Annotated in this window: 25 protein-coding genes and 1 pseudogene; 7 read left to right on the forward strand and 19 right to left on the reverse strand. The window is 43.1% G+C overall.

The window, feature by feature from the left end; translation table 11 throughout:
* Positions 1–136: 136 nt before the first annotated feature.
* Together V7L07_RS21015 and V7L07_RS21020 are read right to left on the reverse strand one after the other, a co-directional pair.
* Positions 137–1,417, reverse strand: coding sequence for a CheR family methyltransferase (locus V7L07_RS21015; RefSeq protein WP_335060837.1), 1,281 nt, complete (start codon positions 1,415–1,417; stop codon positions 137–139).
* 21 nt (positions 1,418–1,438) lie between these two features.
* Entirely contained in the window at positions 1,439–1,915 is a 477-nt protein-coding gene (locus V7L07_RS21020; protein WP_335060838.1) for a chemotaxis protein CheW, read from the reverse strand.
* A gap of 121 nt (positions 1,916–2,036) precedes the next feature.
* Between V7L07_RS21020 and V7L07_RS21025 the strand changes: the two genes are divergently transcribed.
* On the forward strand, positions 2,037–2,843 hold the full coding sequence (locus tag V7L07_RS21025) for an Rpn family recombination-promoting nuclease/putative transposase (protein WP_335060839.1): 807 nt from the start codon (positions 2,037–2,039) through the stop codon (positions 2,841–2,843).
* A 101-nt stretch (positions 2,844–2,944) separates the two neighbouring features.
* Here the strand turns inward: V7L07_RS21025 and V7L07_RS33535 are convergent.
* From V7L07_RS33535 to V7L07_RS21045, 5 genes and pseudogenes are all read right to left on the reverse strand, one after another.
* Positions 2,945–3,064: pseudogene (locus V7L07_RS33535) on the reverse strand (amino acid--tRNA ligase-related protein); the annotation flags it as partial.
* A gap of 37 nt (positions 3,065–3,101) precedes the next feature.
* On the reverse strand, positions 3,102–3,470 hold the full coding sequence (locus tag V7L07_RS21030; protein ID WP_335060840.1) for a type II toxin-antitoxin system PemK/MazF family toxin: 369 nt from the start codon (positions 3,468–3,470) through the stop codon (positions 3,102–3,104).
* Complete coding sequence (locus V7L07_RS21035; RefSeq protein ID WP_335060841.1) at positions 3,464–3,694, reverse strand: DUF2281 domain-containing protein; 231 nt, start codon at positions 3,692–3,694, stop codon at positions 3,464–3,466. Before V7L07_RS21035 ends, V7L07_RS21030 begins: the two co-directional genes overlap by 7 nt.
* Positions 3,695–3,777: 83 nt before the next feature.
* Positions 3,778–5,169 (reverse strand): asparagine--tRNA ligase, encoded by a 1,392-nt coding sequence (gene asnS, locus V7L07_RS21040; protein ID WP_335060842.1) that lies wholly within the window; start codon positions 5,167–5,169, stop codon positions 3,778–3,780.
* Positions 5,170–5,271: 102 nt separating this feature from the next.
* The gene (locus tag V7L07_RS21045; protein ID WP_100898358.1) at positions 5,272–5,634 is read right to left on the reverse strand and encodes a hypothetical protein; all 363 of its coding nucleotides are present in this window, start codon (positions 5,632–5,634) and stop codon (positions 5,272–5,274) included.
* Between the two features lie 44 nt (positions 5,635–5,678).
* Here V7L07_RS21045 and V7L07_RS21050 point away from each other — a divergent pair, with 44 nt between their 5' ends.
* Positions 5,679–5,954 (forward strand): DUF6439 family protein, encoded by a 276-nt coding sequence (locus tag V7L07_RS21050; RefSeq protein ID WP_335060843.1) that lies wholly within the window; start codon positions 5,679–5,681, stop codon positions 5,952–5,954.
* Between the two features lie 73 nt (positions 5,955–6,027).
* Here V7L07_RS21050 and V7L07_RS21055 read toward each other — a convergent pair whose 3' ends face one another.
* The gene (locus V7L07_RS21055) at positions 6,028–6,477 is read right to left on the reverse strand and encodes an ATP-binding protein (protein ID WP_179068619.1); all 450 of its coding nucleotides are present in this window, start codon (positions 6,475–6,477) and stop codon (positions 6,028–6,030) included.
* Positions 6,478–6,868: 391 nt separating this feature from the next.
* Positions 6,869–8,275: a 23S rRNA (uracil(1939)-C(5))-methyltransferase RlmD gene (gene rlmD / locus V7L07_RS21060; RefSeq protein WP_335060844.1), complete on the reverse strand. Its 1,407-nt coding sequence runs from the start codon at positions 8,273–8,275 to the stop codon at positions 6,869–6,871.
* Between the two features lie 258 nt (positions 8,276–8,533).
* Between rlmD and V7L07_RS21065 the strand changes: the two genes are divergently transcribed.
* Positions 8,534–9,019, forward strand: coding sequence for an allophycocyanin subunit alpha-B (locus V7L07_RS21065; protein WP_334711209.1), 486 nt, complete (start codon positions 8,534–8,536; stop codon positions 9,017–9,019).
* Positions 9,020–9,766: 747 nt separating this feature from the next.
* Here V7L07_RS21065 and V7L07_RS21070 read toward each other — a convergent pair.
* Both V7L07_RS21070 and V7L07_RS21075 read right to left on the reverse strand, forming a co-directional pair.
* Positions 9,767–9,901 (reverse strand): hypothetical protein, encoded by a 135-nt coding sequence (locus V7L07_RS21070; RefSeq protein WP_335060845.1) that lies wholly within the window; start codon positions 9,899–9,901, stop codon positions 9,767–9,769.
* Entirely contained in the window at positions 9,901–10,098 is a 198-nt protein-coding gene (locus tag V7L07_RS21075) for a DNA-binding protein (protein WP_334699216.1), read from the reverse strand. The genes V7L07_RS21070 and V7L07_RS21075 overlap by 1 nt, the downstream gene beginning before the upstream one ends.
* A 171-nt stretch (positions 10,099–10,269) precedes the next feature.
* Between V7L07_RS21075 and purL the strand changes: the two genes are divergently transcribed.
* Positions 10,270–12,654 (forward strand): phosphoribosylformylglycinamidine synthase subunit PurL, encoded by a 2,385-nt coding sequence (gene purL, locus V7L07_RS21080; protein ID WP_335060846.1) that lies wholly within the window; start codon positions 10,270–10,272, stop codon positions 12,652–12,654.
* A gap of 168 nt (positions 12,655–12,822) precedes the next feature.
* Here the strand turns inward: purL and V7L07_RS21085 are convergent, their stop codons facing one another.
* Positions 12,823–12,972 (reverse strand): hypothetical protein, encoded by a 150-nt coding sequence (locus V7L07_RS21085; RefSeq protein ID WP_335060847.1) that lies wholly within the window; start codon positions 12,970–12,972, stop codon positions 12,823–12,825.
* A gap of 153 nt (positions 12,973–13,125) precedes the next feature.
* Between V7L07_RS21085 and purF the strand changes: the two genes are divergently transcribed.
* A complete protein-coding gene (purF, locus tag V7L07_RS21090; RefSeq protein ID WP_335060848.1) occupies positions 13,126–14,625 on the forward strand; it encodes an amidophosphoribosyltransferase in 1,500 nt (499 codons plus the stop codon).
* Positions 14,626–14,692: 67 nt separating this feature from the next.
* On the opposite strand, the gene lysS is transcribed toward purF, so the two are convergent.
* Positions 14,693–16,210, reverse strand: a complete 1,518-nt coding sequence (gene lysS, locus V7L07_RS21095) for a lysine--tRNA ligase (RefSeq protein ID WP_335060849.1) — start codon at positions 16,208–16,210, stop codon at positions 14,693–14,695.
* Between the two features lie 112 nt (positions 16,211–16,322).
* Between lysS and V7L07_RS21100 the strand changes: the two genes are divergently transcribed.
* Positions 16,323–16,880 (forward strand): Uma2 family endonuclease, encoded by a 558-nt coding sequence (locus V7L07_RS21100; protein ID WP_335060850.1) that lies wholly within the window; start codon positions 16,323–16,325, stop codon positions 16,878–16,880.
* 153 nt (positions 16,881–17,033) lie between these two features.
* Here the strand turns inward: V7L07_RS21100 and V7L07_RS21105 are convergent, their stop codons facing one another.
* The 5 genes from V7L07_RS21105 to V7L07_RS21125 all read right to left on the reverse strand — a co-directional run bounded on the left by V7L07_RS21105 (position 17,034) and on the right by V7L07_RS21125 (position 20,702).
* Entirely contained in the window at positions 17,034–17,480 is a 447-nt protein-coding gene (locus tag V7L07_RS21105; protein ID WP_335060851.1) for a hypothetical protein, read from the reverse strand.
* A 76-nt stretch (positions 17,481–17,556) separates the two neighbouring features.
* The gene (locus V7L07_RS21110; RefSeq protein WP_335060852.1) at positions 17,557–18,678 is read right to left on the reverse strand and encodes a geranylgeranyl reductase family protein; all 1,122 of its coding nucleotides are present in this window, start codon (positions 18,676–18,678) and stop codon (positions 17,557–17,559) included.
* Positions 18,679–18,812: 134 nt separating this feature from the next.
* Complete coding sequence (gene frr, locus V7L07_RS21115) at positions 18,813–19,361, reverse strand: ribosome recycling factor (RefSeq protein ID WP_334711198.1); 549 nt, start codon at positions 19,359–19,361, stop codon at positions 18,813–18,815.
* Positions 19,348–20,076 (reverse strand): UMP kinase, encoded by a 729-nt coding sequence (gene pyrH / locus V7L07_RS21120; RefSeq protein ID WP_069074277.1) that lies wholly within the window; start codon positions 20,074–20,076, stop codon positions 19,348–19,350. The genes frr and pyrH overlap by 14 nt, the downstream gene beginning before the upstream one ends.
* Before the next feature lie 71 nt (positions 20,077–20,147).
* A complete protein-coding gene (locus tag V7L07_RS21125) occupies positions 20,148–20,702 on the reverse strand; it encodes a thioredoxin family protein (RefSeq protein ID WP_335060853.1) in 555 nt (184 codons plus the stop codon).
* A 658-nt stretch (positions 20,703–21,360) separates the two neighbouring features.
* Here V7L07_RS21125 and V7L07_RS21130 point away from each other — a divergent pair.
* Positions 21,361–22,260, forward strand: a complete 900-nt coding sequence (locus tag V7L07_RS21130) for an alpha/beta fold hydrolase (RefSeq protein ID WP_335060854.1) — start codon at positions 21,361–21,363, stop codon at positions 22,258–22,260.
* Positions 22,261–22,566: 306 nt separating this feature from the next.
* Here the strand turns inward: V7L07_RS21130 and V7L07_RS21135 are convergent, their stop codons facing one another.
* Complete coding sequence (locus V7L07_RS21135; RefSeq protein ID WP_335060855.1) at positions 22,567–24,099, reverse strand: hypothetical protein; 1,533 nt, start codon at positions 24,097–24,099, stop codon at positions 22,567–22,569.
* Between the last annotated feature and the right edge of the window lie 246 nt (positions 24,100–24,345).

Genomic DNA, 24,345 nt, shown 5'->3' on the forward strand with positions numbered 1-24,345 from the left:
TTGAGTATCTGAGGTGGATGAATCCAGTCATGAGATAGATGAAGGGAGTTCTGAGGTGGATAAATCCAAATAAATTATCGCGTCTCTTACCTTAACTGAACAGTATTGCGATTAGCTTACCTCCTGCTCGATCTCCTCAGAAATGCTTGTCCTTCGTTAATCGGTGAATTCGTTGCCAGAGAAGATTAGCACTATCCGTATTTCCTTGATGTTCTTTGAGTAATGCCAGATGAGTCAACGCCTCTTGGTGAGTCGGTTGTAAATAAATTGCTTTTTGAAAAGATTGTGCCGCCCGCTCATTTTGTGCCATCGCTTGCTGCACCTGACCTAGTAAAAGATATGCTTCTGTACTCACCTGATTTTGGTTGAGATAGTCGTTGCATAGTTTAACCGCCTCATCCAATCGACCTTGATCGGCTAAAGCTCTAGCTGTTTCTAACAAATTTACTTTTAGTTCTATTGGCAATATCGGATTCTGAGGAGCAACATTTAACCTTTCTTGGGCAACAAACTTAGAATTATTTTTTTTCGGCAGATGTCGCTTATTGAGAACATCTATATTTTTGCCTGTGATGCTTTGTCTCTGAATATTTGGATGATGATTTTTGCGAATATTTTCGCCCCCTGTGGACTTTCGATGAGCAACTGCTGAATCTTGACGAACTGAGATCAATTGAGTTTTAAACAATAACCAAGTTTCAGCGTGTCCCACAAATAGCAAGCCTTCTGGACTTAGCAACCTTTCTAAGACTTGAATGGTGCGCTCTTTTGTTGTCACATCGAAATAAATCAACAGATTACGGCAAAAGACTACATCATAAAGCGGCGTGTCACCAAGAAAAGCCGGATCTGCCAAGTTGCCATTAATAAAATTCACCATACTTTTCACCTGTTCGCACAGGTGATATCCTGCCTCAGTTGCCTGAAAATAGCGCTCTTGAAACGATTGGCTATTGCCGCGAAACGAGTATTGACTGTAGATTGCTCGTTGGGCTTTTAGTAGACACTTGTTGCTAACATCAACAGCATCGATGTGAATGTTTGTCGAATTTAATCCTGCTTCCAAAAGAGCGATCGCAATGGAATATGGTTCTTCACCCGTTGCACACGGTACACTCAAAACCCGCAGTACGCCCTGGGGATTTTTTGGTAACCATTCAGATAATACATAATGCTTCAGAAATGCAAAAGATTCTGGTTCTCGGAAAAACCAAGTTTCTGGAACAATTACAGTGTCAATCAGTGCTTCCCATTCCTGGGTAGATACCTGTAATTTCCCCAGATAGTGAGCAATATCCGTTATACCGCAATCTGCCATGCGTTGATAAATTGCACTTGCGATCGCATCAGCACCAATAGAGTTTGCATCCAAACCAATCTTGCTTTTTAGTAAAGCCTCAATCACAGATTGTGCCATTTATAGAATCTTCAGACCAATCTAAAATCTAGTATTGTGATGACTTTCTGGCAAGAGATTGACTTGCTGCGCTTCTGACAACAAGTACTCAATGCGAAGACACTGAATCATCCCCTGATCATCTACAATCATTTTGCCCAAATATGGCGCTGTATCTATCTGGATATTGGAATCAACAAATTTAGACTCAGATTTGTGTAATGTTTCTACAACTTGTTCTGTCATCAAACCCAAAATATAGGGAGCCTTAAGTTCTGCATTATTACTCCCCCAATAGTTGACTAGTATAATCCTAGTACTCAGGTACTCTCTGGAAGGTTTACCACGCATCAACTGACATAAATCGATTACTGGTACAATGCGTCCCCGATAATTAAAAACACCAGCGATATGCTCAGGTTGGTGGGGCAAACTTTTTAGCATAACAAGTGGTATTACTTCTACAACCTGTCGGCTTTCTATGGCATATCGCTCATTCCCAATATTGAGAAGTAACATTAACACTAATTTACATCTCCATTGCTAGCTTTGATGTTCCTTGTAGGCTATGCAAGGAATATCAAAGCTAGCAAATTTAATTTTTATCAGCAATACATGATACCCATTCTTTAAAGCTGCCATGTATGACAATATTTGTAAATTCATTGCCGAAAACTTCAAAGATGACTTGGCAACTTGGTTACTAGGTTCACCGATTAAATTAACAGAACTTAGTCCTACTGAATTATCAAACGAACCAATTCGCGCCGATTCATTAATTTTATTGCAATCTGATAATTTAGTTCTACATACCGAATTTCAAACCGACCCTGATGAAGATATTGCCTTTCGGATGTTAGATTATCGGGTTAGGGTTTATCGGCGCTTTCCTAATAAAGAAATGCGTCAAATAGTAATCTATTTGAGAAAAACCAGTTCAGAATTAGTCAGTGAAAACAGTTTTAGATTAAACAACACTTACCATCAATTTGAGGTAATATGTCTATGGGAACAACCAGCAGAAAGGTTTTTGAGTATTCCAGGTCTATTACCCTTTGCCGTGCTAAGTCAGACAAACGATCCTACAATGGTATTAACCCAAGTAGCCAAAGCGGTTGAAGCGATTAGCGTAGGTGTAGCCCGCCGCAGGCATCGCCAGCTACAAAGAAATATAGCTGCTGCCAGTGGCATCTTAGCAGGTCTGGTATTAAATAAAAATTTAATTAGCAAGATATTAAGGAGTGAGATTATGCGCGAATCAGTCATTTATCAACAAATCCTAGAAGAAGGCGAAGCCAAAGGTAAAGCAGAAGGTAAAGCAGAAACAACGAGAAAGTTGGCTTTAAATTTGTTGCGAATTGGAATGAGTTTAGAACAAATTGCTCAAGTTACTGAATTACCTATTGAGCAAATTCAAGTTTTGCAAGAGGAAATTCAAAATTCTTAATTTTAACTCAATACGCTTGGGTTAAGAAGAATAGTAGGTTTGGTTGAGCTTAAGCATTACCCAACAAAGCCTTGATAATGTTGGGTTTCGTTCCTCTCAAACTAAAACTCAGCACTTTGCGGTGTACGAGGAAAGGGAATCACATCACGAATATTTCCCATACCCGTCATAAATTGCACGAGTCGTTCAAAACCCAACCTAAAACCCGCATGGGGAATAGTTCAATAAGTATATAAATGATGTGAGACCTAATATTTATCAATCATTATTATTGTTCATAATCCTTAAGCCAAGGATAGTACACAAAGCTATTGCCAATTCATCTAAATAATTATCATCCAAATGACCAATCACTCTGATAATTCTTGATTTATCAACAACCCGAACTTGCTCACAAAGTACAACAGAATCTTGGCTTAAACCACCAATACCAGCAGGTACAAACACATGGGAGGGTAGAATAGCGCGTCTAATCTTTGAGGTGAATGGTGCAATAATGGTATGAGGACTAACAGCATTTGCCCGATTAATTTGTACCACTACAACAGGTCTAATGCCTGCTTGTTCTGTACCAATAACAGGATTGAGATCACACAAAAGCACATCTCCCCGTGCGATATCTACCACTGAATTTCCCCACGCGCCAAGCGTTCTTCATAATCTTCTAAATTAGATAAATAGTCAGAAAAATCTGATTCAACTATTTCCACTGACTCGCTAAACTGAAGCCATAATTCCCAGTTCTTACCGCTATGCTTCATTAATAGGAAGTCGATAAAATCACTTACTTCTTGAACTAAAGATTCTGGCATTTGCCGGATTTTACCAATGGTTTGATCTTGTATACTCATGATAAATATTTTCAGTTGGATTTCTCTTTATCCACAAAAGTCAAAAACCTGGCGATTGGAAATAGCCAGGTTTAAAATGCAAACTAAAACTCAGCACTTTGCGGTGTACGCGGAAACGGAATCACATCACGAATATTTCCCATACCGGTTATAAATTGCACGAGTCTTTCAAAACCCAACCCAAAACCAGCGTGTGGAACAGTACCATAACGACGCAAATCAAGATACCACCACAAGTCTTCTGGGTTTAATCCTTGCGCTAATACACGGCGTTCTAGAACTTCTAAACGTTCTTCGCGCTGGGAACCGCCGACAATTTCGCCAATTTTGGGTGCGAGAATATCCATTGCGCGGACAGTTTTTTCATCGTCATTCAAGCGCATATAAAAGGCTTTGATTTGCGCTGGATAATCTGTAACAATTACTGGCTTTTTAAACTGTTGTTCAGCTAGGTAGCGTTCGTGTTCTGATTGTAAATCTAAACCCCAACTCACAGGATATTCAAATTTAACATCAGCTTTTTCTAAAAGTGCGATCGCTTCTGTATAAGTTAAGCGTTCAAATTGATTATTAACAATATTTTCGGCTGTTGACAACACAGATTTATCAATGCGTTCATTGAAAAATTCCATATCTTCTGGGCAAGTTTCCAACACATATTTAAAAATGTGCTTCAGAAACGCCTCAGCTAAATCCATATCGCCTTCTAAGTCACAAAAAGCCATTTCTGGCTCAACCATCCAAAATTCTGCTAAGTGGCGGGAGGTGTTGGAATTTTCTGCGCGGAAGGTAGGGCCAAAGGTGTAGACGTTAGAAAACGCCATCGCCATCACTTCCGCTTCCAACTGGCCGCTAACTGTTAAATATGTGGGTTTAGCAAAAAAGTCTTGACTGTAATCTACTGCTTGGTTTTCTGTGCGGGGAATATTTTTTAAATCCAAACTAGTAACGCTAAACAGTTCACCTGCGCCTTCGCAGTCGCTAGCGGTGATGATGGGTGTGTGTACCCACAAAAAGCCTCTCTGTTGAAAAAATTGGTGAATTGCAGCCGAACAAGCATTTCTGACGCGGAAAACTGCACCAAAGGAATTGGTACGCGATCGCAAATGTCCAATGGTTCGCAGAAACTCAAAGGAATGGCGTTTCTTTTGCAGGGGATAGGTATCGGGATCAGCTTCGCCGTAAACTTTCACTATCTCGGCTTTCAACTCAATTCGCTGTCCTTTACCCAGAGAAGCCACTAGCACCCCTGTCGCTTCCACAGCCGCACCCGTATTCAATTTTTTCAAGATAGCTTCATAATCTGGCAAATCCTGATTAATGACGACTTGCAAATTAGCTAGTGATGAGCCGTCATTGACTTCAATAAAAGCAAACCCTTTGGACTCGCGCTTCGTCCGCACCCAGCCTTGCACTTGGAGGGATTCATCAGGTTGGCCACTTCGCAATATTTCTGCAATTCGTCGATTTGCCATATCTTACAACTTATATTTCGTCAACTTAGTAAGTAAAAATATTAAAGAATCTTAACTATTTAACCCAATCCAAAATCTAAAATCCCAAATCCAAAATTGGATTTATCCAGCATAAGACTTTAATATCCAGCCTATGATAACGCCCATTCCACCAAAGCGGACGACTTGCCAGAAAGGTTTTTTGAGGCTACGCCAAGAAAATAACTGGCTTTCTAAGTTGAGTTCTAGCCTTTCCAACTGCTGTTGAATGTGCCGTAACTCTGCTTTAATTTCTGGTGTCTGAGATTTATTGTGCTTTAGTTGATCGCGGCGCTGTTGCCATTGTGCCTGTTGTTGGCGATCGCGTTGCACTTGATCGTAACGTTCTTTTAAGGATAGGAGCGATCGCTCTACTTCCTCTAGTTCTTGTTCAAAATCTGGTTCGGGATTTTCTGCTGACGGCTGTGATTGTTTTGGCGGCTTCATTTACAAGTAGTAAAGTAGAAGTAAATGCAAATGTGCCAATAGTTATGTCTCAATCTACCCAGCTGCCGAAAACCAGTCAACTGAATGAACTTAGTACTCTGGAACTAGCTCAAGCCCTCATGGAAAGACTGAGCATTTCCCCTAACGATTGGCATCGCCTCAAGTCTAACCGCAATTCCCGCGCTAATGAACAAGTGGCAGCAGCAATTGTATATCTTTTAAAGAATCAACCAGAAGAAGCTCAAGCTAGATTACAACAAGCAGTTGGTTGGTTAGATCGCTCTATTTCTGCGCCTCCCTGTCCAACTCACGGTAAATAGGTAGTAGGGAGTAGGGAGTAGGGAATAAAATCAATCAATCAACTAATAACTTTCCCCACTCCCCACTCCCCTATTATCGCCGCAGAGATAGTCCCCGGCGATTTTCCATTTGTTTACAAAGCCTCAATTCTGTGCCTTTGCGGTTCCACTGCACCTGATCAAAAATTTGATGCAAAAGACATAAACCACGACCATTTTCTGACTCATCTGGTGGAAGATAGTCTGTTGGTTCTTCATTAGTAGTAGATGAAGGAGTAAAGCCACTACCCTGGTCTGATATTATCCACCAATATTGATTATCTATTACGGAAAAACGAACTACAACTGTTTTGCTTGGATCGAGATTATTGCCATGTTTAGCCGCATTGACTAGGGCTTCTTGAAGTCCTAGACGCAGTTCTGCTTGTAATTTTGCTGGAATTTCTGCCAACAATAAGTCTAATATAGGACAAAGGTAGAGGGTTGAGGCAAAACTAATAGTGCCCCAATAACGTCCAACTGGACGAAGTGAAATAGTAATCACAAGAGAAACCCCATAGCTTTCAGTTAGCTAGACATCAGTTTGCTATTACAGTCACCCTGATAAAACTTGAGGTGGTCATGCTGCCTTCAAACTTGCGTCTTTAAAACTAAATTTTGAAAATGCTAGGGAGCATTGGCTTTATAACTATGAGTTGGGATTGTCTAGATATATATCGGCCAGAATTTGTTTGATAATGAAGTCAGCAAATTAAAAAGATGCTGCTAATTTGAGAGAGTATTGGCATACTCTAGTTATTTGCCGATTTATAATTCATACAATCCACTTCATATTTTTAAGAACCTATGCAACTTGAATTTATTTAAACAAAATGAATTTTTATTTTTGCCTCAATTCAATTTTAGCATCTTTAGTATGCACTAGACTAAAAATTTCAAATTTCAGTTTTTGTAAAGGAATTACCATCCTTGTTCAAATGTGACAGCACAAGGAAGGCAGCAGCTTCAACATGAGCAGTTTGAGGGAAAAAATCAGCAGGTTGTACCCGTGTGATGGTATATAGCCCATCTTGACAAAGCAATTTCAGGTCGCGGGCGAGGGTAGCTACTTTACAGCTGACGTAAACGATCCGAGATGGTTTCAATTGCCGTAAAGTGTCTATGACTGCGCGATCGCACCCCTTACGTGGCGGATCGAGTATTACTACTTCTGGTATTGTGCCCATCTTTGGCAGCAATTTCTCTACAGCGCCGACAAGGAAAGTCACATTATCAATTCCGTTGCGGTGGGCGTTCAAAATAGCTTGTTCTACTGCTGCTGCTTGCACTTCTAATCCTGTAGCAACACGTACTTTTTTGGCGAGGGGTAAAGTTAAAGTCCCAATACCACAGTAGGCATCAATTAGCAACTCATGCCCTTGAAGATTGAGTTCTGATTGAATTACCTGCAATAGTGCCTCTGCTGTTTCTGTATACACTTGGAAAAATGTATCTGGGCGTACTTGAAATTCCAGTCCAGCAAAATTTTCATGCAGGTGGGGGACTCCAGCAATACAACGGGTTTCTGATCCAAAGATAGCATTTGTGCGATCGCCATTGCGATTTAGCGATACTCCCACTAACTGCGGATAGCGCTTTAACCATTCCTGGGCTTGGGTTTCAATTCCTGATAAATTCCAGTCCTTTACTACCAAAGTCAGCAACATTTCTCCAGTGTGTCGGCCAATGCGTAAACCGAGATGGCGAATTTTTCCTTGGTGACGTTGTTCGTCATAAATTTGCCAGCCTTGCTGTTGAATATCCTGTTTAACTTCGGCAAGTAAAGGATTTAATCGTGCATCTTGGACTGGACATTGATTTAAGTTAATTAATTGGTGACTACCTTTTTGATAGTAACCAGCCTGTACCTGTCCTGTTGCCGATAGCGAGAGAGGATATGTAGATTTGTTACGGTAGCCGAAAGCAGAAGGGGCGGCGAGTACTGGATCTACTGGTGGTTGGATAAAACCGCCAATGCGTTCCATTGCTTGGATAACTTGATTTTGCTTGGCTACTAGTTGGTAATCATAACTAATATGCTGCCACTGGCAACCACCGCACTTGTCCGCCACAATACAACTAGGTCGGATACGGTGGGGCGATGGTTCTAATAGCTGTTGGAGCTTCCCGTGGGCGTATTTAGGTTTAACATGTACTAAACGGACAATAGCGCGATCGCCTGGGACGGTATCTGGGACAAACACTACACGCTCATCAGCACGTCCCACACCATCGCCTGTATCACTCAGATTAGCGATCGTCACTTCAATTAATTCACCCTGTTGCCAAATTATTTTAGTCATTAGTCATTAGTCATTGGTCATTAGTCATTAGTCATTAGTCATTAGTCATTAGTTATGGGGCATGGAGCATTATTGTCTTCTTCATTTCCCCCAGTCCCCAGTCCCCATTACCCCTTATCCCCAGAGGGGACCCCACCATCCCCAGTCCCCACTCTCCCCAAACAGATAAATTCAATACATAAGTAACTCCGATCCCTTCACTTGTGTACCTCCAACTCGGTAAACTAACAGATAATATTTCAGGTGATTTCAATAATCATGACTGTAATTAGCCAAGTTATTCTCAAAGCCGACGACGAACTGCGTTATCCCAGCAGTGGCGAACTTAAAAATATCAAAGACTTTTTGCAAACCGGCGTACAACGGACACGGATTGCAGCTACTTTGGGTGAAAACGAAAAGAAGATAGTTCAGGAAGCAACCAAACAACTTTGGCAGAAACGTCCTGACTTTATCTCCCCCGGAGGTAATGCTTACGGAGAACGCCAACGTTCTTTATGTATCCGTGACTTTGGCTGGTACTTACGCCTAATTACCTATGGCGTGCTTGCTGGTGACAAAGAACCAATTGAAAAAATCGGTTTGATTGGTGTGCGGGAAATGTACAATTCATTGGGCGTTCCCGTGCCTGGAATGGTAGAAGCGATCACTTCCCTCAAAACAGCCTCCCTTAGCTTATTGAGTGCAGAAGACTCTGCCCAAGCAGCACCATACTTTGATTACATCATTCAGGCTTTGTCATAATACAAAGTGTGTGCGAGTTTTAGGAGTATACTTTCGGTCTACTTAGGCATAAGATACCCAATTTGATCATACCTTCCCCACATTTGGTAGTGGCTATGGCAAAACCTTTGTCAAGTTACAAACCAGTTGTGGGGAAATTTCATAGATATGGGCATGGGGCAAAACAGTTCCGAGTTCCGAGTTCCGAGTGCTGAGTAAAGAAATGAGATTCCCCACTCAGCACGGGCGGCTAAACGCCCCGCTACCGCTAACAGCAATTTTGAGGGGCATTGGGCATTTTACTAATGACCAATGACCAATGACTAATGACTAATGACCAATGACAAATACAAAAAACCGACAGTCCTTGAGTAAGGCTGTCGGTAATTAAGTGTGTTCCCTATTAATGACTCGGCTAGAGTTCAGTTGTCATTAATTATGCCTAGTTAGCGATCGCAGGGAGACGATCCTAATCATCGATATGTGTGATTCTCGTCACTTGATTGTTACATCTAAACTGCATATACCCGAATAATCTCTGAGTGACACTAGATTTATGCAAGTTTTGGGGCTAGAAATTTCACTGAGATGAAAAAATGAAGTTATCTTTAAAAACTAAAGCATTTGGTGTACAATAGCCATTCATCTTGTGTATCTCACTGTCGGGATAATTCTATTGAGCGTATTCTGAGGTTGTCCTACTCTCCATCCAATAAAAAAATTTACTTGTAAGAAAAGCTATCTCAGGAGGCAGCAGGCAGAAGGAACTCACGTTTTTAAACTTTGTGGTTGAGCGATCGCTAATTCCAATCCACCCATATTGGAAATGCCAGCCGATCCACCTGACTGCTCAACTATGCAATGATAAAGTTCCAAGACCTCTTCTAGGGTGAGATAGCGCATCACGCCAACCGCTTGTAAAGTTCAGTGTTTTTCTTGAGTACGTAATTCATCGCACCTTTGAAAGATGCATTTGGTTTATCTAGTATTTCTTCAATACCCATTAGCACTAATTCTTCTATTGATATACCAAGGTTATTGGCAGTTTCTTGCAGCTTCAACAAACGCTCATCAGGAACTTGAATGGTAATGCTGTTCATGGTAAAATAAACGCCTTGAAGATAGCATTACTTTAGCATTGGAACTTATATTCAGAAAAGAGCGATCGCATCCAAAACTCTTAAGAAGAATTATCTGCATTTCTAGAACTGCACCCACAGGGCAAGTAAATCGATAGAATAATGCTCTGTCCCCCAGAGTGCATTACTTCCATGACTGCAACCTCAAAACCAGCCTTTTCCCCCCAAGAAATCGCTGCTGAAGGTCTTAAACCAGAAGAATACGCAGAAATTGTCCGTCGGCTAGGCCGTCATCCTAACAAAGCTGAACTAGGAATGTTTGGCGTGATGTGGTCAGAGCATTGCTGTTACAAAAATTCTCGGCCTCTACTCAAACAATTTCCCACCGATGGCCCCCGTATCCTCGTGGGTCCTGGTGAAAATGCTGGTGTTGTAGACTTAGGTGATGGACTCCAACTAGCTTTTAAGATTGAATCTCACAACCACCCCTCAGCAGTAGAACCATTTCAAGGTGCAGCAACGGGTGTAGGAGGCATTCTCAGAGATATCTTTACAATGGGTGCGCGTCCCATTGCTCTATTAAACTCGCTGCGCTTTGGTTCTCTAGAAGATGCTAAAACCCAACGGCTATTCACTGGTGTGGTAGCAGGAATCTCTCATTATGGTAATTGTGTGGGAGTACCCACCGTTGGCGGCGAAGTTTACTTTGACTCTGCTTACTCTGGCAATCCTCTAGTGAACGTTATGGCACTGGGGTTGATGGAAACAGCAGAAATCGTCAAATCTGGAGCATCTGGCTTAGGCAACCCCGTGCTGTATGTTGGTTCCACCACTGGGCGCGATGGTATGGGAGGCGCAAGTTTTGCTAGTGCAGAATTGAGCGATCAATCCATAGACGATCGCCCTGCTGTGCAAGTGGGCGATCCATTTTTGGAAAAGTCGTTAATTGAAGCCTGTCTGGAGGCGTTTAAGACAGGTGCAGTTGTCGCCGCCCAAGATATGGGAGCCGCGGGAATCACCTGTTCTACCTCAGAGATGGCGGCAAAAGGCGGTGTGGGAATTGAACTAGATTTAGATAAGATTCCCGTCAGAGAAAGTGGGATGGTTCCTTATGAATATCTGCTTTCGGAATCTCAAGAACGAATGCTGTTTGTTGCTCATAAAGGGCGTGAGCAGGAATTAATCGACATTTTCCACCGTTGGGGACTTCAAGCCGTTGTGGCTGGTACAGTCATTGCTGAACCGATTGTGCGGATTCTCTTTCAGGGTGAAATAGCAGCAGAAATTCCTGCTGAGGCTTTGGCGGAGAATACCCCACTATATCACCGAGAGTTATTGACAGAACCACCAGAATATGCGCGCAAAGCTTGGGAATGGACTGCTGATTCCCTACCTCCTTCTACAACTGCTGGAATAGAACTCCAAGGACACCTGCAAAGCTGGAATGATATTCTCTTAACTTTGCTCGATACACCCACGATCGCTTCTAAAAATTGGGTATATCGTCAGTATGACCATCAAGTACAAAATAATACTGTAATCCTGCCAGGTGGTGCGGATGCGGCTGTTATCCGTTTGCGCCCCCTAGAACAAATCCAAAATCCAAAATCCAAAATCCAAAATCCAAAATCAGGAGTGGCGGCCACAGTAGATTGCAATCCTCGTTATGTTTATCTTGACCCTTACGAAGGAGCTAAGGCAGTGGTGGCAGAAGCAGCCCGCAATCTTAGCTGTGTGGGGGCTGAACCTCTAGCGGTGACGGATAATCTGAATTTTGGCTCTCCAGAAAAACCCATTGGTTACTGGCAATTGGCAGAAGCTTGTCGCGGTTTGGCAGAAGGTTGCCGAGAATTGGCGACACCAGTCACAGGCGGAAACGTCTCTTTGTACAACGAAACCTTTGATTCTCAGGGCATTCCACAACCCATTTATCCCACTCCTGTTGTCGGAATGGTGGGTTTGATTCCCGATATCACCAAAATTTGTGGTCAAGGTTGGCAAGCAGCCGGCGATGTGATTTATCTGCTCGGATTGCCTCTGACATCCAAACTCAGTTTGGGAGCATCTGAGTATTTAGCCACTATCCACAATACTGTTGCTGGAAAACCACCAAGGGTAGATTTTGACTTGGAACGCCGCGTCCAGAAAGTTTGTCGTGAAGGAATTCGTAATGGTTGGGTACGTTCAGCCCACGATTCTGCTGAGGGAGGAGTGGCGATCACTATAGCCGAAAGTTGTCTTGCTGGCAACCTTGGGGCCCAAATCAATTTAGAAATAGCACCAACACAGTCAAACCGCCTCGATGAAGTGCTGTTTGCCGAAGGTGGTGCCAGGATTTTAGTTTCTGTTGCATCAGCACAACAAGAAATTTGGGAATCATATTTACAGGAACATCTAGGGCAGAATTGGCAAATATTAGGTACTGTTGGCAATTTTGAAACGGGTTTGGGGGTTTTCACCACTGATAACCAAACCTTAATCAAAGTTAGTATCGAAGATATGAGCGATCGCTATTCCCATGCGATCGCCAAACGTCTCGCCGTCCACACCACTACCCCCGAAGAAGTTAGGAGTTGAAAGTGAGGAGTTGGGAATAAAAAGCATAACTCCTAACTCTTTTATTAACTTTCTTGAACATAATTACGGTACTGTTTTAATGGATGGTTAAAGATTTATTAAGAACTCTACCACCATCGATATAATCCCAGTGACCGACTACCGATTTTAGATTTTGAATTTTAGATTTTAGTGAGGTAGTGCGGTCTTCTCCCAAAGGGAGAGGCTAGCGCCAAGGGAGTTTACCCCATGAGCAACTACCGAACCCAGAGGGATTAGGGGCATTGCTTCTAGTTCCTGTCTTGCTCTTACTAGGCGAAACAAATCTAAAATAGCCATTCTCAAATCCCAAGCCGCATCCTTACTATGGTGCGATCAATCCAAAAGACGCTCTCTACGAGACGCTGCGCGACACACGGACTCGCTAATGCTCCGCTATCGCCAATCTCAAATCCAAAATTGATTGACCCCCCCACCAGGAGCAAAGCTAGCATGATTTCTATTCATTCTGTCACTTCGGATGAATACCCCGACCCAACCAACAACCCAATCAATAGTCATGAAAATCAGCCTGACAAGCCCGAAGAAGCTTGTGGTGTTTTTGGCATCTATGCCCCAGGAGAAAACGTTGCTAAACTGACCTACTTTGGATTGTATGCCCTCCAGCATCGGGGTCAAGAATCAGCTGGTATTGCTACCTTTGAGGGTACACAAGTACATCTCCACAAGGATATGGGCTTGGTGTCTCAAGTTTTCAATGAATCCATCTTGGATCAATTGCTCGGTAGCCTTGCTGTTGGTCACACTCGTTATTCGACTACGGGTTCTAGTCGTAGAGTTAATGCCCAGCCGGCAGTGCTAGAAACCCGTTTAGGTTCATTAGCTCTTGCACACAATGGTAATTTAGTCAATACTGTGCAACTACGTCAAGAGTTGCTTGACAATAAATGTAACTTAATTACCACAACAGATTCAGAAATGATCGCTTTTGCGATCGCCGAAGCCATTAATGCAGGCGCAGATTGGCTAGAAGGTGCAATTAAGGCATTTCACCGTTGCCAAGGAGCCTTCAGTTTAGTTATCGGCACTCCCATCGGCGTTATGGGTGTCCGCGATCCTAATGGCATTCGCCCTCTGGTAATCGGGACTTTGGCTGGTAATCCAGTCCGTTACGTTTTGGCTTCCGAGACTTGTGGTTTAGACATCATTGGAGCCGAATACCTGCGAGATGTAGAACCAGGTGAATTAGTTTGGATTACTGAAGAAGGCTTGGCTTCTTATCATTGGGGTCAAAAATCTGAGCGGAAATTGTGTATTTTTGAGATGATTTACTTTGCCCGCCCTGATAGCATCATGCACAACGAGAGTTTGTACAGCTATCGGATACGGTTAGGGCGACAACTGGCACAAGAATCTAATGTAGATGCCGATATTGTTTTTGGTGTTCCTGATTCTGGTATACCTGCTGCCATTGGATTTTCTCAAGCTTCTGGTGTCGCCTACATGGAAGGACTGATTAAAAATCGCTACGTTGGGCGAACCTTTATTCAGCCAACCCAAACCATGCGGGAATCGGGTATCCGCATGAAACTCAACCCCCTTAAAGATGTGCTAGCAGGTAAACGAGTAATCATCGTAGACGATTCAATTGTACGGGGTACTACCAGCCGTAAACTAGTCAAAACCTTGCGTGACGCGGGTGCAATAGAGGTACACATGCGAATTTCTTCTCCGCCTGTAACTCATCCCTGCTTCTATGGCATTGATACCGATTCTCAGGATCAGCTAATTGCTGCTACCAAATCAGTAGCGGAAATTGCCAAGCAACTGGAAGTAGACAGCCTCGCCTATCTGAGTTGGGAAGGAATGCTAGATGCGACACGAGAAGACACCAATAGTTTCTGTTCTGCTTGTTTCACTGGAGATTACCCCGTGGCGATTCCCGATCAAGTGAAGCGTTCTAAACTGATCTTGGAAAAGGTAGTGGTGTAGGGATTGGGGGATTAGAGACATGAGAAGCAATACCCAGTCCCCAGTCCCCAGTTCCCAATCCCCAGACTTAATCTGGGGATGATTCTAATTTTTCTGGCTTGAGTAAGGGGAAGGCGATCGCATCCCGAATACTGGCACAATCAGTTAATAACATCACCAAGCGATCGATCCCAATCCCTAAACCACCAGTAGGCGGCATCCCATATTCCAAAGCGGTGAGAAAATCCTCATCTACACCTTGGGCTTCTAAGTCACCGGCGGCTTTCCGTGCCGCTTGTGCTTCAAAACGTTCTCTTTGATCGATCGGATCGGTAAGTTCTGAGAAGCTATTCCCAGTTTCTCGCCCGACTATAAATAACTCAAATCGTTCTACCAAACCAGGTTGAGAACGGTGAGGTTTTGCTAAGGGCGAAATTTCTACAGGGTAATCAATTACAAAAGTAGGTTGAATTAAATTGGCTTCTACCTTCTCTTCAAAGGCTAAATTTAGTAACTTACCAATTGATTGGGCTTCATCTATACCAGGAATAGCAGCATTTTTACTTGCTGTTTTTGCTTCTTCCAAACTTTGAAACGAATTAAAATCCAAGCCCGTAACTTCTTTAACTAAATCGTGCATTGTCACCCGCCGCCAAGGTGGTGTTAAATCTATCGCTTCCCCTTGGTAGGTGATTTCCAATGTGCCGAGTACCTCTTGGGCGACAGTGGTAATAATCCCTTCTGTCAGCACCATCATATCGTTGTAGTCGGCGTAGGCTTGATAAACTTCAATCGTAGTAAATTCGGGATTGTGTCGAGTTGAAATTCCCTCATTGCGGAAAACTCGCCCCAATTCAAACACCTTTTCAAAACCACCCACAATCAACCGTTTGAGATGGAGTTCTGTGGCAATTCGCAGATACAACTCCATTTCTAAAGTGTTGTGGTAAGTGATAAATGGACGCGCATCTGCACCCCCAGTCTCACTTTGCAAAACCGGTGTTTCAATTTCTAGAAAATCCCGTTCTTCTAAATAGCGGCGAATACCAGCAGTAATTTGAGCGCGACGGCGGAAAGTTTGTCGCACTTCTGGGTTTACAATCAAGTCAACGTAGCGCTGACGGTAGCGCTTGGCAACATCCGTTAATCCATGCCACTTGTCGGGTAGGGGCAACAGGGATTTAGTAAGGATAGTATATTGTTTAACGTAGACAGATAACTCGCCCTTTTCAGTCCGTTTAATAGTACCTTTGGCTCCCAGGATGTCGCCTGCATCTGTAAGTTGTTTTAAGTGATTGAAGGCATCGGCATCAATATCTGCCATACCTTCTTGAATGCGATTTTTATCTAGATAAAGCTGAATTGTACCGGTTTCGTCTTGTAAAGTGAAGAAAGCCAATTTACCAAAAACGCGACGCGCCATAATGCGTCCAGCTATGGCAACATCTAAATCAACTTCTTCACCACTGACTAAATCGGCAAACTTTTCTTGCAACTGCGCTGCATGATGGGTAGATTCCCAACGATAGGCATAAGGGTTAGTCCCTAACTGCTTGAGTTGTTCTACTTTCTCCAGCCTGGCGGCTCGGATATCTTCTTCCGACATGGTAACGAACTAAATAGGGCAAGATTAATTATAGATGCTGCCAAAGTTGAGAGTAAGAGAAATCGCTTAAAAGTAATGTGCGTAGGCGGTAGCCCGCCACAGGAAATGTACAATGACACAAACTAGAGTGCGCTTGTGGACTGTAAACGAATATCACCGGATGTTTGAAACGGGTATTATTACAGAGAATGAACGCGTGGAACTGATTGATGGGCAAGTTATCCCGATGAGTGCCAAAAATCCTCCCCATGCAGCAACAACACTGTGCGCGTCTGACTATCTCAAGCGTCTGCTAGCAGAAGTTGCCTTAGTTCGGGTACAAGATCCCATTCAGTTGAGCCAATATTCGGAACCTGAGCCAGATATCGCTGTTGTCCAGATTGATAGGCGAAAGTACATCGATCATCATCCTGCGCCGAATGAAATCTTTTTACTTATTGAGGTAGCAGATACAACACTAGAAACAGATCGTAAACAAAAAGCGCCTCTTTATGGTAAAGCGGGAATTGCTGACTACTGGATTTTGGATGTGAATCAGCGTCAGGTTTATGTTTTCCGCGAACCGGGTTTAGAAGGCTATAATCTTGAATTTATTTTGCAGGAGGATGCAATATTATCTTTGATTGCATTTCCAGAAATTGAAGTCCAGATTAGTCAAATGTTTCCCTAGTCTTGATGAACTCCGTACTAGACTTTTGTCAACAGCAGAATTAACAATAACGCTTTTATTAATGACAGGTTACAACAGAATATTGTATAAAACGAAACTTGTTTTATTTTGAACATACGATTACCTTAATATTAAAAAGTCAATCGCTTATTATCAAAACTTTCCAGTATTATTTAACCCTTTATTGTTGTCTAGTGAATGTCTAGATGAAATAGCCTTCATTTTCAAGTTAGTAAATTGCACGATCGCCTTGACTAAATCTTGCTGCTCTGGTTGCAAATTTATTTTTTCTAGCGCTTGCTTGATATTGTTACCAGCCCGGAGATTGTGAGTAAGTTGGGCACGCTGGGATGAGGTTAAGACTGCCTCTATTTCCCTGTTTCTTCTCTGACGCACAGCCTGAAGTTCTTGGCGTTGTAGAGGAGTCAGGTTAATTTCCGACGAGGTAGAATAGCTTGCAGTTTTAGTAGTTTGGGCGAAAATAATACCAGAAGTCGTATTGATTTGAACGGGTGCAGCGAAGGCAATTCCCGGCATGAAGAGGATAAGAGCAAGAATATTAGCGAACACAGATAGCCGTTTTGTCAAGTAAATTGCCATATTGAGAAATGCCTAGTACACAGTGGCGGAAGTTTGCCTGCTTTTAACAAGTTGCTTGAGCAATTTGTCTAGTTAATTAACCTCCAAAACCAGAAATTAAACGCTTGAGGGCACGACCGGCAATATCGCCATAGCCCAGTTCTCCACACATAATCTTACCCATGACTTGGGGAGCAGAGGGGTGCTTAACACCAACTTGGTAGGCAATGTTAGAAAACCGATAAAACGCTCCAGCTAACTTTTTCGCCCAAGCCATCTCAGTACCCCATTGTTCGTTCATAGCTTCGCTATATTTTTCTAAAGCGTTGGTATTACCAGAAAGTGCTTCATTAATGGCTCCTGCTGCAATTAAACCGCTAAAAATTGACGGACGAATGCCTTCTGCTGTCATAGGATCAACTACACAAGCAGCTTCCCCAGCCAAAACTGCATTTTGGGTGTGCAGTTTTTGATTACCATCCCAAATAGATATGGGATAACCATACTGCTTGCTAGTTTTGATATCTAGATTAAACGATCGCGCGTACTCATCTAAAATCTTCTTAAAGTCTTGGCGTTCGCCACCGACAAATGTACCGACACCAATGGAATAACCGTCCGCCTTTGGGAAGTTCCAAATATAGCCATTTTTCACCAAGCCTAACTCGATGTGCATTGTGGATTTATCCTTGACAGTTGCCGTAACTTCTGCTTCTAAAGCTCCTGCTAAACTGCGTTTACGTTCTTTGAAGCCTAGCCATTTTGCCATTGGTCCTTTGACACCATCAGCTGCGATTAAGTAGCGGCCTGTAACTGGGCCATTAGCTGTGTTAACTAGCCAATAGTCGCTTTGAAACTCAATACCTATTACTTCCGTATTATCTCGTAGTTCAGCCCCTTGCTTCTGTCCTTGCTGCACTAGGAAATGGTCAAAAATATCTCGTCGCACCATCCAGACTGGTTCTTTTGTGGGGATTTTTGCTTCTACGGGATCGCCCAATTTCCAGGTAAAGCGAAAAGAGTCGGCTTTTACAGAAATTACTGGGCTAAAATCAAAGTCAAACCATTGGGCGATCGCTGGAGATACACCACCACCACAAGGTTTATATCTTGGTAGGGATTCTTTTTCTAAAACTAATACTGAGCGGCCTTGTTTGGCTAAATGATATGCAGCTGTTCCACCAGCTGGCCCCGCGCCGACGATGATGCAGTCGTACATATTGAATTTTTGCTCCAGAATTAGTTTATTCTCTATTGAAATAATTGATCAATTTTTGTTAAATATCTCAGAAATGATAAAGGTTGAAGAATTTATCCATCATCCTTCAACCTTTATGCTTCAGACTTTAGACTTTAAACAGTCGTAATGTCCTTTTCTTTTTCTGCCAGTAATTCGTCGATTCGGGCAGTGTACTTGTTTGTCAGTTTTTGCAATTTATCTTGCTGATCTCGTGCTTCATCTTCAGGAATTTCAGCATTTTTTTCCTGTTTGCGAATGGCATCTATGGCATCGCGGCGGATGTTGCGAATACTAACACGACCCTCTTCAGCATACTTAGATGCTATTTTGACGAGTTCTTTACGGCGATCGCTTGTCAAGGGCGGAATATTCAGCCGAATCACGGAACCGTCATTACTGGGGGTTAAACCGACATCTGACAAAGAAATCGCTTTTTCGACTATGTTTAAACTGCTGCGATCGTAGGGTTGAATTAAGATCGTCGTGGCATCTGGCGTGCTAATGTTTGCCAGTGATTTCAAGGAAGTGGGCGAACCGTAATAATCTACCAATACCTTATCTAATAGGCTCGCATTGGCGCGGCCAGTGCGAATTGAGTTAAAAGATCGTTGAGTGGCCTCAACGGTTTTTTGCATCGTACTTTCAGCTTCAGCTAATTTCACAAGAACCTCCCACAAGGGTGCCGATGGATTCTCCCAAGACTGCTCGGTGGATGTTACCTCTCACCGTTAGGTCAAAGACCAAAATTGGGATATTATTTTCTTTACACAAGGCGATCGCAGTACTATCCATCACCCGCAAATCTTTGGCTAAAACGTGTGCGTAGGTTAAGCTATTGTAACGCTTGGCGTCAGGATAAATATGAGGATCAGCATCATACACTCCATCTACTTTGGTGGCTTTAAAAATCACCTCGGCATCAATTTCTGCTGCTCTTAATGCCGCAGTTGTATCTGTAGTAAAGAAGGGATTTCCAGAACCAGCGCCAAAAATTACCACCCGCCCTTTTTCAAGATGACGGATGGCACGACGACGAATATACGGTTCTGCTAATTCTTGCATAGCGATCGCAGTTTGCACCCGCGTCTGTACTCCTATGCGTTCTAGCGAATCTTGCAGCGTCATGGCATTCATTACCGTGGCAATCATCCCAATATAGTCAGCTGTTGCCCTGTCCATTCCCGCCGACGCTGCTTTGACGCCACGAAAAATATTGCCGCCGCCAACAACTATGGCGATTTGAGTACCAGTGGCTATCACCTCTGCTAATTCTTGTGCTATTCCTTTGACCACCTCTGGGTCAATGCCATAGCCCATGTTGCCCATTAAGGCTTCACCGCTCAGTTTGAGTAAAACCCGTCGGTAATTCGTTCCCATGAAGTTCCGCTTTATCAAAAAAGTTGCAATTGCCTCCAATTTAAGATAACAGTTACAGGGACTATCTATGTCTAGTTACGCCAAATCAATGTAGTACCTATTGCTTCTGTTTGTGGTATGACTATTTCTTCACCTTTAAACAGAGAAGCGATCGCTGTTCTCAAATAATCTTCTCCTGCTGATGATGGATCTTGATGATGATTATCAATTTTACCTTTGTAGCGGACTATACCATTAGTATCTATTAGAAAGGCCGTTGGTGTTTTTCTTGCACCGAAACTACCGGTCACATCTTGGGTTGAGTCCCACAGGTAGGGAAAGTTCAACTGGTGACGCCGGGCAAAAGCTTTCATATTTTCAAAGCTTGACCTAGTATCGTAGTCAACATTACTACCATTCAATCCAATTAGTGTGAAGCCTTTGGGGGCAAATTCGGCTTGAATGTTTTTTAGCCTGCCTAAATACCGATCGACATAAGGGCAGTGGTTACACATGGAAATAACGCCGACTGCTCGGAACTTCTCAAGATAACGCCTGAGATGGTGTACTTGACCATCAATTCCGGGCAATTCAAAATCTGGTGCGTAGCTCCCAACGGGAGTATCGATTGTTTCTAGTAGATTCATGATTTCTGGCTCGCAGAACTAGGAACAAGAAAAATATTGTTAAATTCAGCGTCAGTTTCCAGTTGCAAACCACCCCTTAGCCGATGCCTCATATTCGCCAATCTTATAGATCAAATTTGCGATCGTAAATTGTAAAACTACTGAATATAGCACTAATGCTAATTCACTTACATCGAAAAATAGCCAAAATATTACTCACATGAAAAAACTTATGATTCATGATACTTACATAATCTTCAGTTGTGAGTAAATCACCTCTATCAACCAAATTAAAAATCTCTATACTGGATAAAACTATCAGCTTAATGCTAATGTTATCAGCCGAGAAGTTTTCATGGTATATGTATAGGCTATCACCATAGCAAAAGATTTATTTTGAAAATCTGATAAATTTTATTCAAGTTCAAAACAATTCTACTTAGGCCTTAATGCTGTTGAAGAAGAATTCAGAATTCAGAATTCAGAATCAAGACACTCTCTACGAGACGCTGCGTGTAGCAAGATCCCGTAGGGGTACGCGGACTCGCTCTAAGCGTTGGCGAACGCAAACAGGTGTCGTACAGAATTCATTCTGTTAGTGGTAGCGGGGCGTTTAGCCCATTCTGACCCCTGAATTCTGTTCAATAAGCTTTTTACCCTTGTTATCATCAAATTTTCCATGACAACCTCAAGTTCAAAAACAGCACTTCCCTCTACAAAAACCTGGATTTGGCAAGATTTCCCGATCTGCTATCAAACCCAAGGAAGCACAGGGCCCGCTGTTGTCCTGATACATGGATTTGGCGCTTCTTGGGGGCACTGGCGGAAAAATATTCCCGGATTAGCGGAAAATTGCCGTGTTTATGCGATCGATTTGATTGGTTTTGGCGCTTCCGCCAAACCTCAACCTGGTGAAAAAATTACCTATACACTAGAAACCTGGGGACAGCAAGTAGCAGATTTTTGCCATGAAGTTATCGGTGATCCAGCTTTTTTAGTGGGAAATTCCATTGGCTGTATTGTCGCCATGCAGGCAGCAGTAAGCAACCCAGAAATTGCCTTGGGAGTTGCTTTGCTCAACTGTTCTTTACGACTGTTACACGATCGCAAACGGGTAACTTTACCTTTATCTCGTCGTTATGGAGCGCCTCTACTGCAACGCCTGTTATCTATCAAAGCAGTTGGTGATTTCTTTTTCAATCAACTCGCCAAACCGAAAACGGTGCGGAAAATTCTGCTGCAAGCATACTCGAATCCTGAGATGGTGACAGATGAGTTGGTAGATATTCTCACTTCACCAGCAAGTGATCCTGGGGCTGGGGCTGTGTTTCTGGCTTTTACTTCTTATTCTACAGGGCCTCTACCAGAAGACCTTTTACCACTGTTACCCTGTCCAGCGATTATCTTGTGGGGAACGGCTGATCCGTGGGAACCAATTAAATTAGGGAGAGAATTAGCTAACTTTCCGCAGGTAGAAAAGTTTATTCCTTTAGAGGGAGTGGGGCATTGTCCGCAGGATGAAGCGCCGGAATTAGTCAATCCGATTTTACTCGATTGGATTTTGGAGCGATCGCGGTAATAGACTCGGCTCAATTTTTATCTAATAGACATCTCCAGAAAAGAAAAAAGACCCCTCTCCAAACCTCTCCCCGAAACGGAGAGAGGCTTTAAAACCCCACTTCCCTTGTAGGGAAGCAGGGAAGGGGTTAGGTCTGCGTGCAAATTTGTGGTCACTAAATCTTTTCCGGAGATGTCTAATGGTGGTATTGAATTTTCATAATTCTCCCCGATTAATTAGAACTGCTAAAGCTAGTAGCAGTTCTAAATAAGTCCTTTTACCTCTGCTAGCATCCACCCATCAATTTTGGGTTGGTGAACTATTAGGTTAATGTTCTGGTTTAAAGTCCTCCCCAGACCTCTCTTTCTCCTTGTTAGTTGGGGCAAAAGATATACCTCGTAGCGCTTGACCAGAGATGGGGGTACGGATGAGGCGGAACTGCTCAGACGCAGATTGTCCGGCTGTTGTGTAGGAAAGTCTATCAGTGATGGCAACCACTTCGTTTGGATCTGCTCCTTGATCGCCGCTACCGCTAATGGTAGAAGTTACTGCATACAATGTGACAGTGCCATCAGGATTGACTCGACCCGTAAGATTGCGAAGACCATCTGTTGCCGGATTGTCAGCAGTAGGTAAACCAGCTACGGGATATTGCTGACCAAGATTCAAGCCTTTTTGCAAAACGTAGTCCAATTGCCAAGTGCCGTTTACCAAACTCCACTTCTGAAGACCTGCGGTAGTGCTGGTTGCGGCATCAGCAGCAACACCGTCACCTTCATCAGCAACATAGAGGGTGGTTGCGTTGGCAAACCAAATACCAAAGGGATAGTAGATGGGTTGGACAGTTCCATTCACGTTCTTGCCAGTCTTAGCGAGGTTTGTGGGGAAGCCAGGCAAAATGGTGATTGGTGCAGTAGCTGCATTGGCGAGGGTTGGTAAGCTACCTGCGTTACCGACCTGGTATACAGTATTAATTCCGTTGCTACCACTACCTTTGGTTACATACAAAGTGTTATTGAAAATAGTCTCGCCTCGGAAATTGTTGTCTTTAGCAGTCTTGTCGGGTGTGGTGTAGCCATATTGAGTAATGTTGAACGATCCTACCTGATTAGTGCCAGGAGTTGATGAAGTCGCGTTCTGACCAGGAATGACAATCTGTACACCAGCCGCCGCTGTGACTGCTGGCGAGCCATTGCCATTACCAGCATTACCCACAGTGTAGTACAAGCCGTTTGAACCTAGTATACCTGCACGACCATTGTTCCCAGGATATGCGTTGGTTGTAGTTACCTTGGGAGTGAGAAAACCGTGAGAGATAAAGTGTGCATCATCAAAGTTGATTTGCGCTACTGCCCTATAGGTGGGAGTCGTTGTCACAGGGTTGCCCGGTTCGGTAATTCCTGGCGTATTAGAGTTTGACACGTCAAGCTGATTGATTGGGCTAAGGTAACCCATGAAAGTCAGCCCTTTGCCGTCGGGTGTCAGATTTAAGGCTAATTCCGATTTAGACGGAAAACTGGTAGTAATGACACTAGGATCAACGTACATTGTACGGATATCTGTGCCACAAGTAGTAATTTCCTGGAGGAAAATTGGCGAAGTTATGCCAAAGCTGCTATCAACTTTATCGTTGTTGAAAACGTCTGGATAAGTGCCGTTTGCGATCGCTGTACCCCCACCCGGAAGTGTCTGACCAACAGTTACGGTACTAGCTGTACCCGCATAAGTACTGCCAGAAATAATCAGGTGATCTGCATTAGAACATTTATCATCCTTGTTCCAATCATCAGCTATTTTGACTATGGGCGAGGAGTAGTCAGATGTAATTGCTGGAGGCTGTAAGTATTGAATTGCTATCATGATATTTGTATATGCTGTGTAAACAGATTTTCTGAGACTCGAATCATCTTTTTTTTGCAGCGATGTATCCGCAACAAATCTTCTCTTCATCCCTTCGGTAGATCGTGGCAACCAGAATAATTGCTTATCCCGAAGTTTTGAGGAGATACAAGTTTTGCGATCTTTGCGGTACACCGATTTGCTCTAAGCGCAGGAATTACTAGAAATTGATGTGGTATTTAACACATCAATTTCTTCATTTGGTGT

Origin of the sequence: Nostoc sp. (assembly GCF_036916985.1) — a bacterium.
GTDB lineage: Bacteria > Cyanobacteriota > Cyanobacteriia > Cyanobacteriales > Nostocaceae > Nostoc.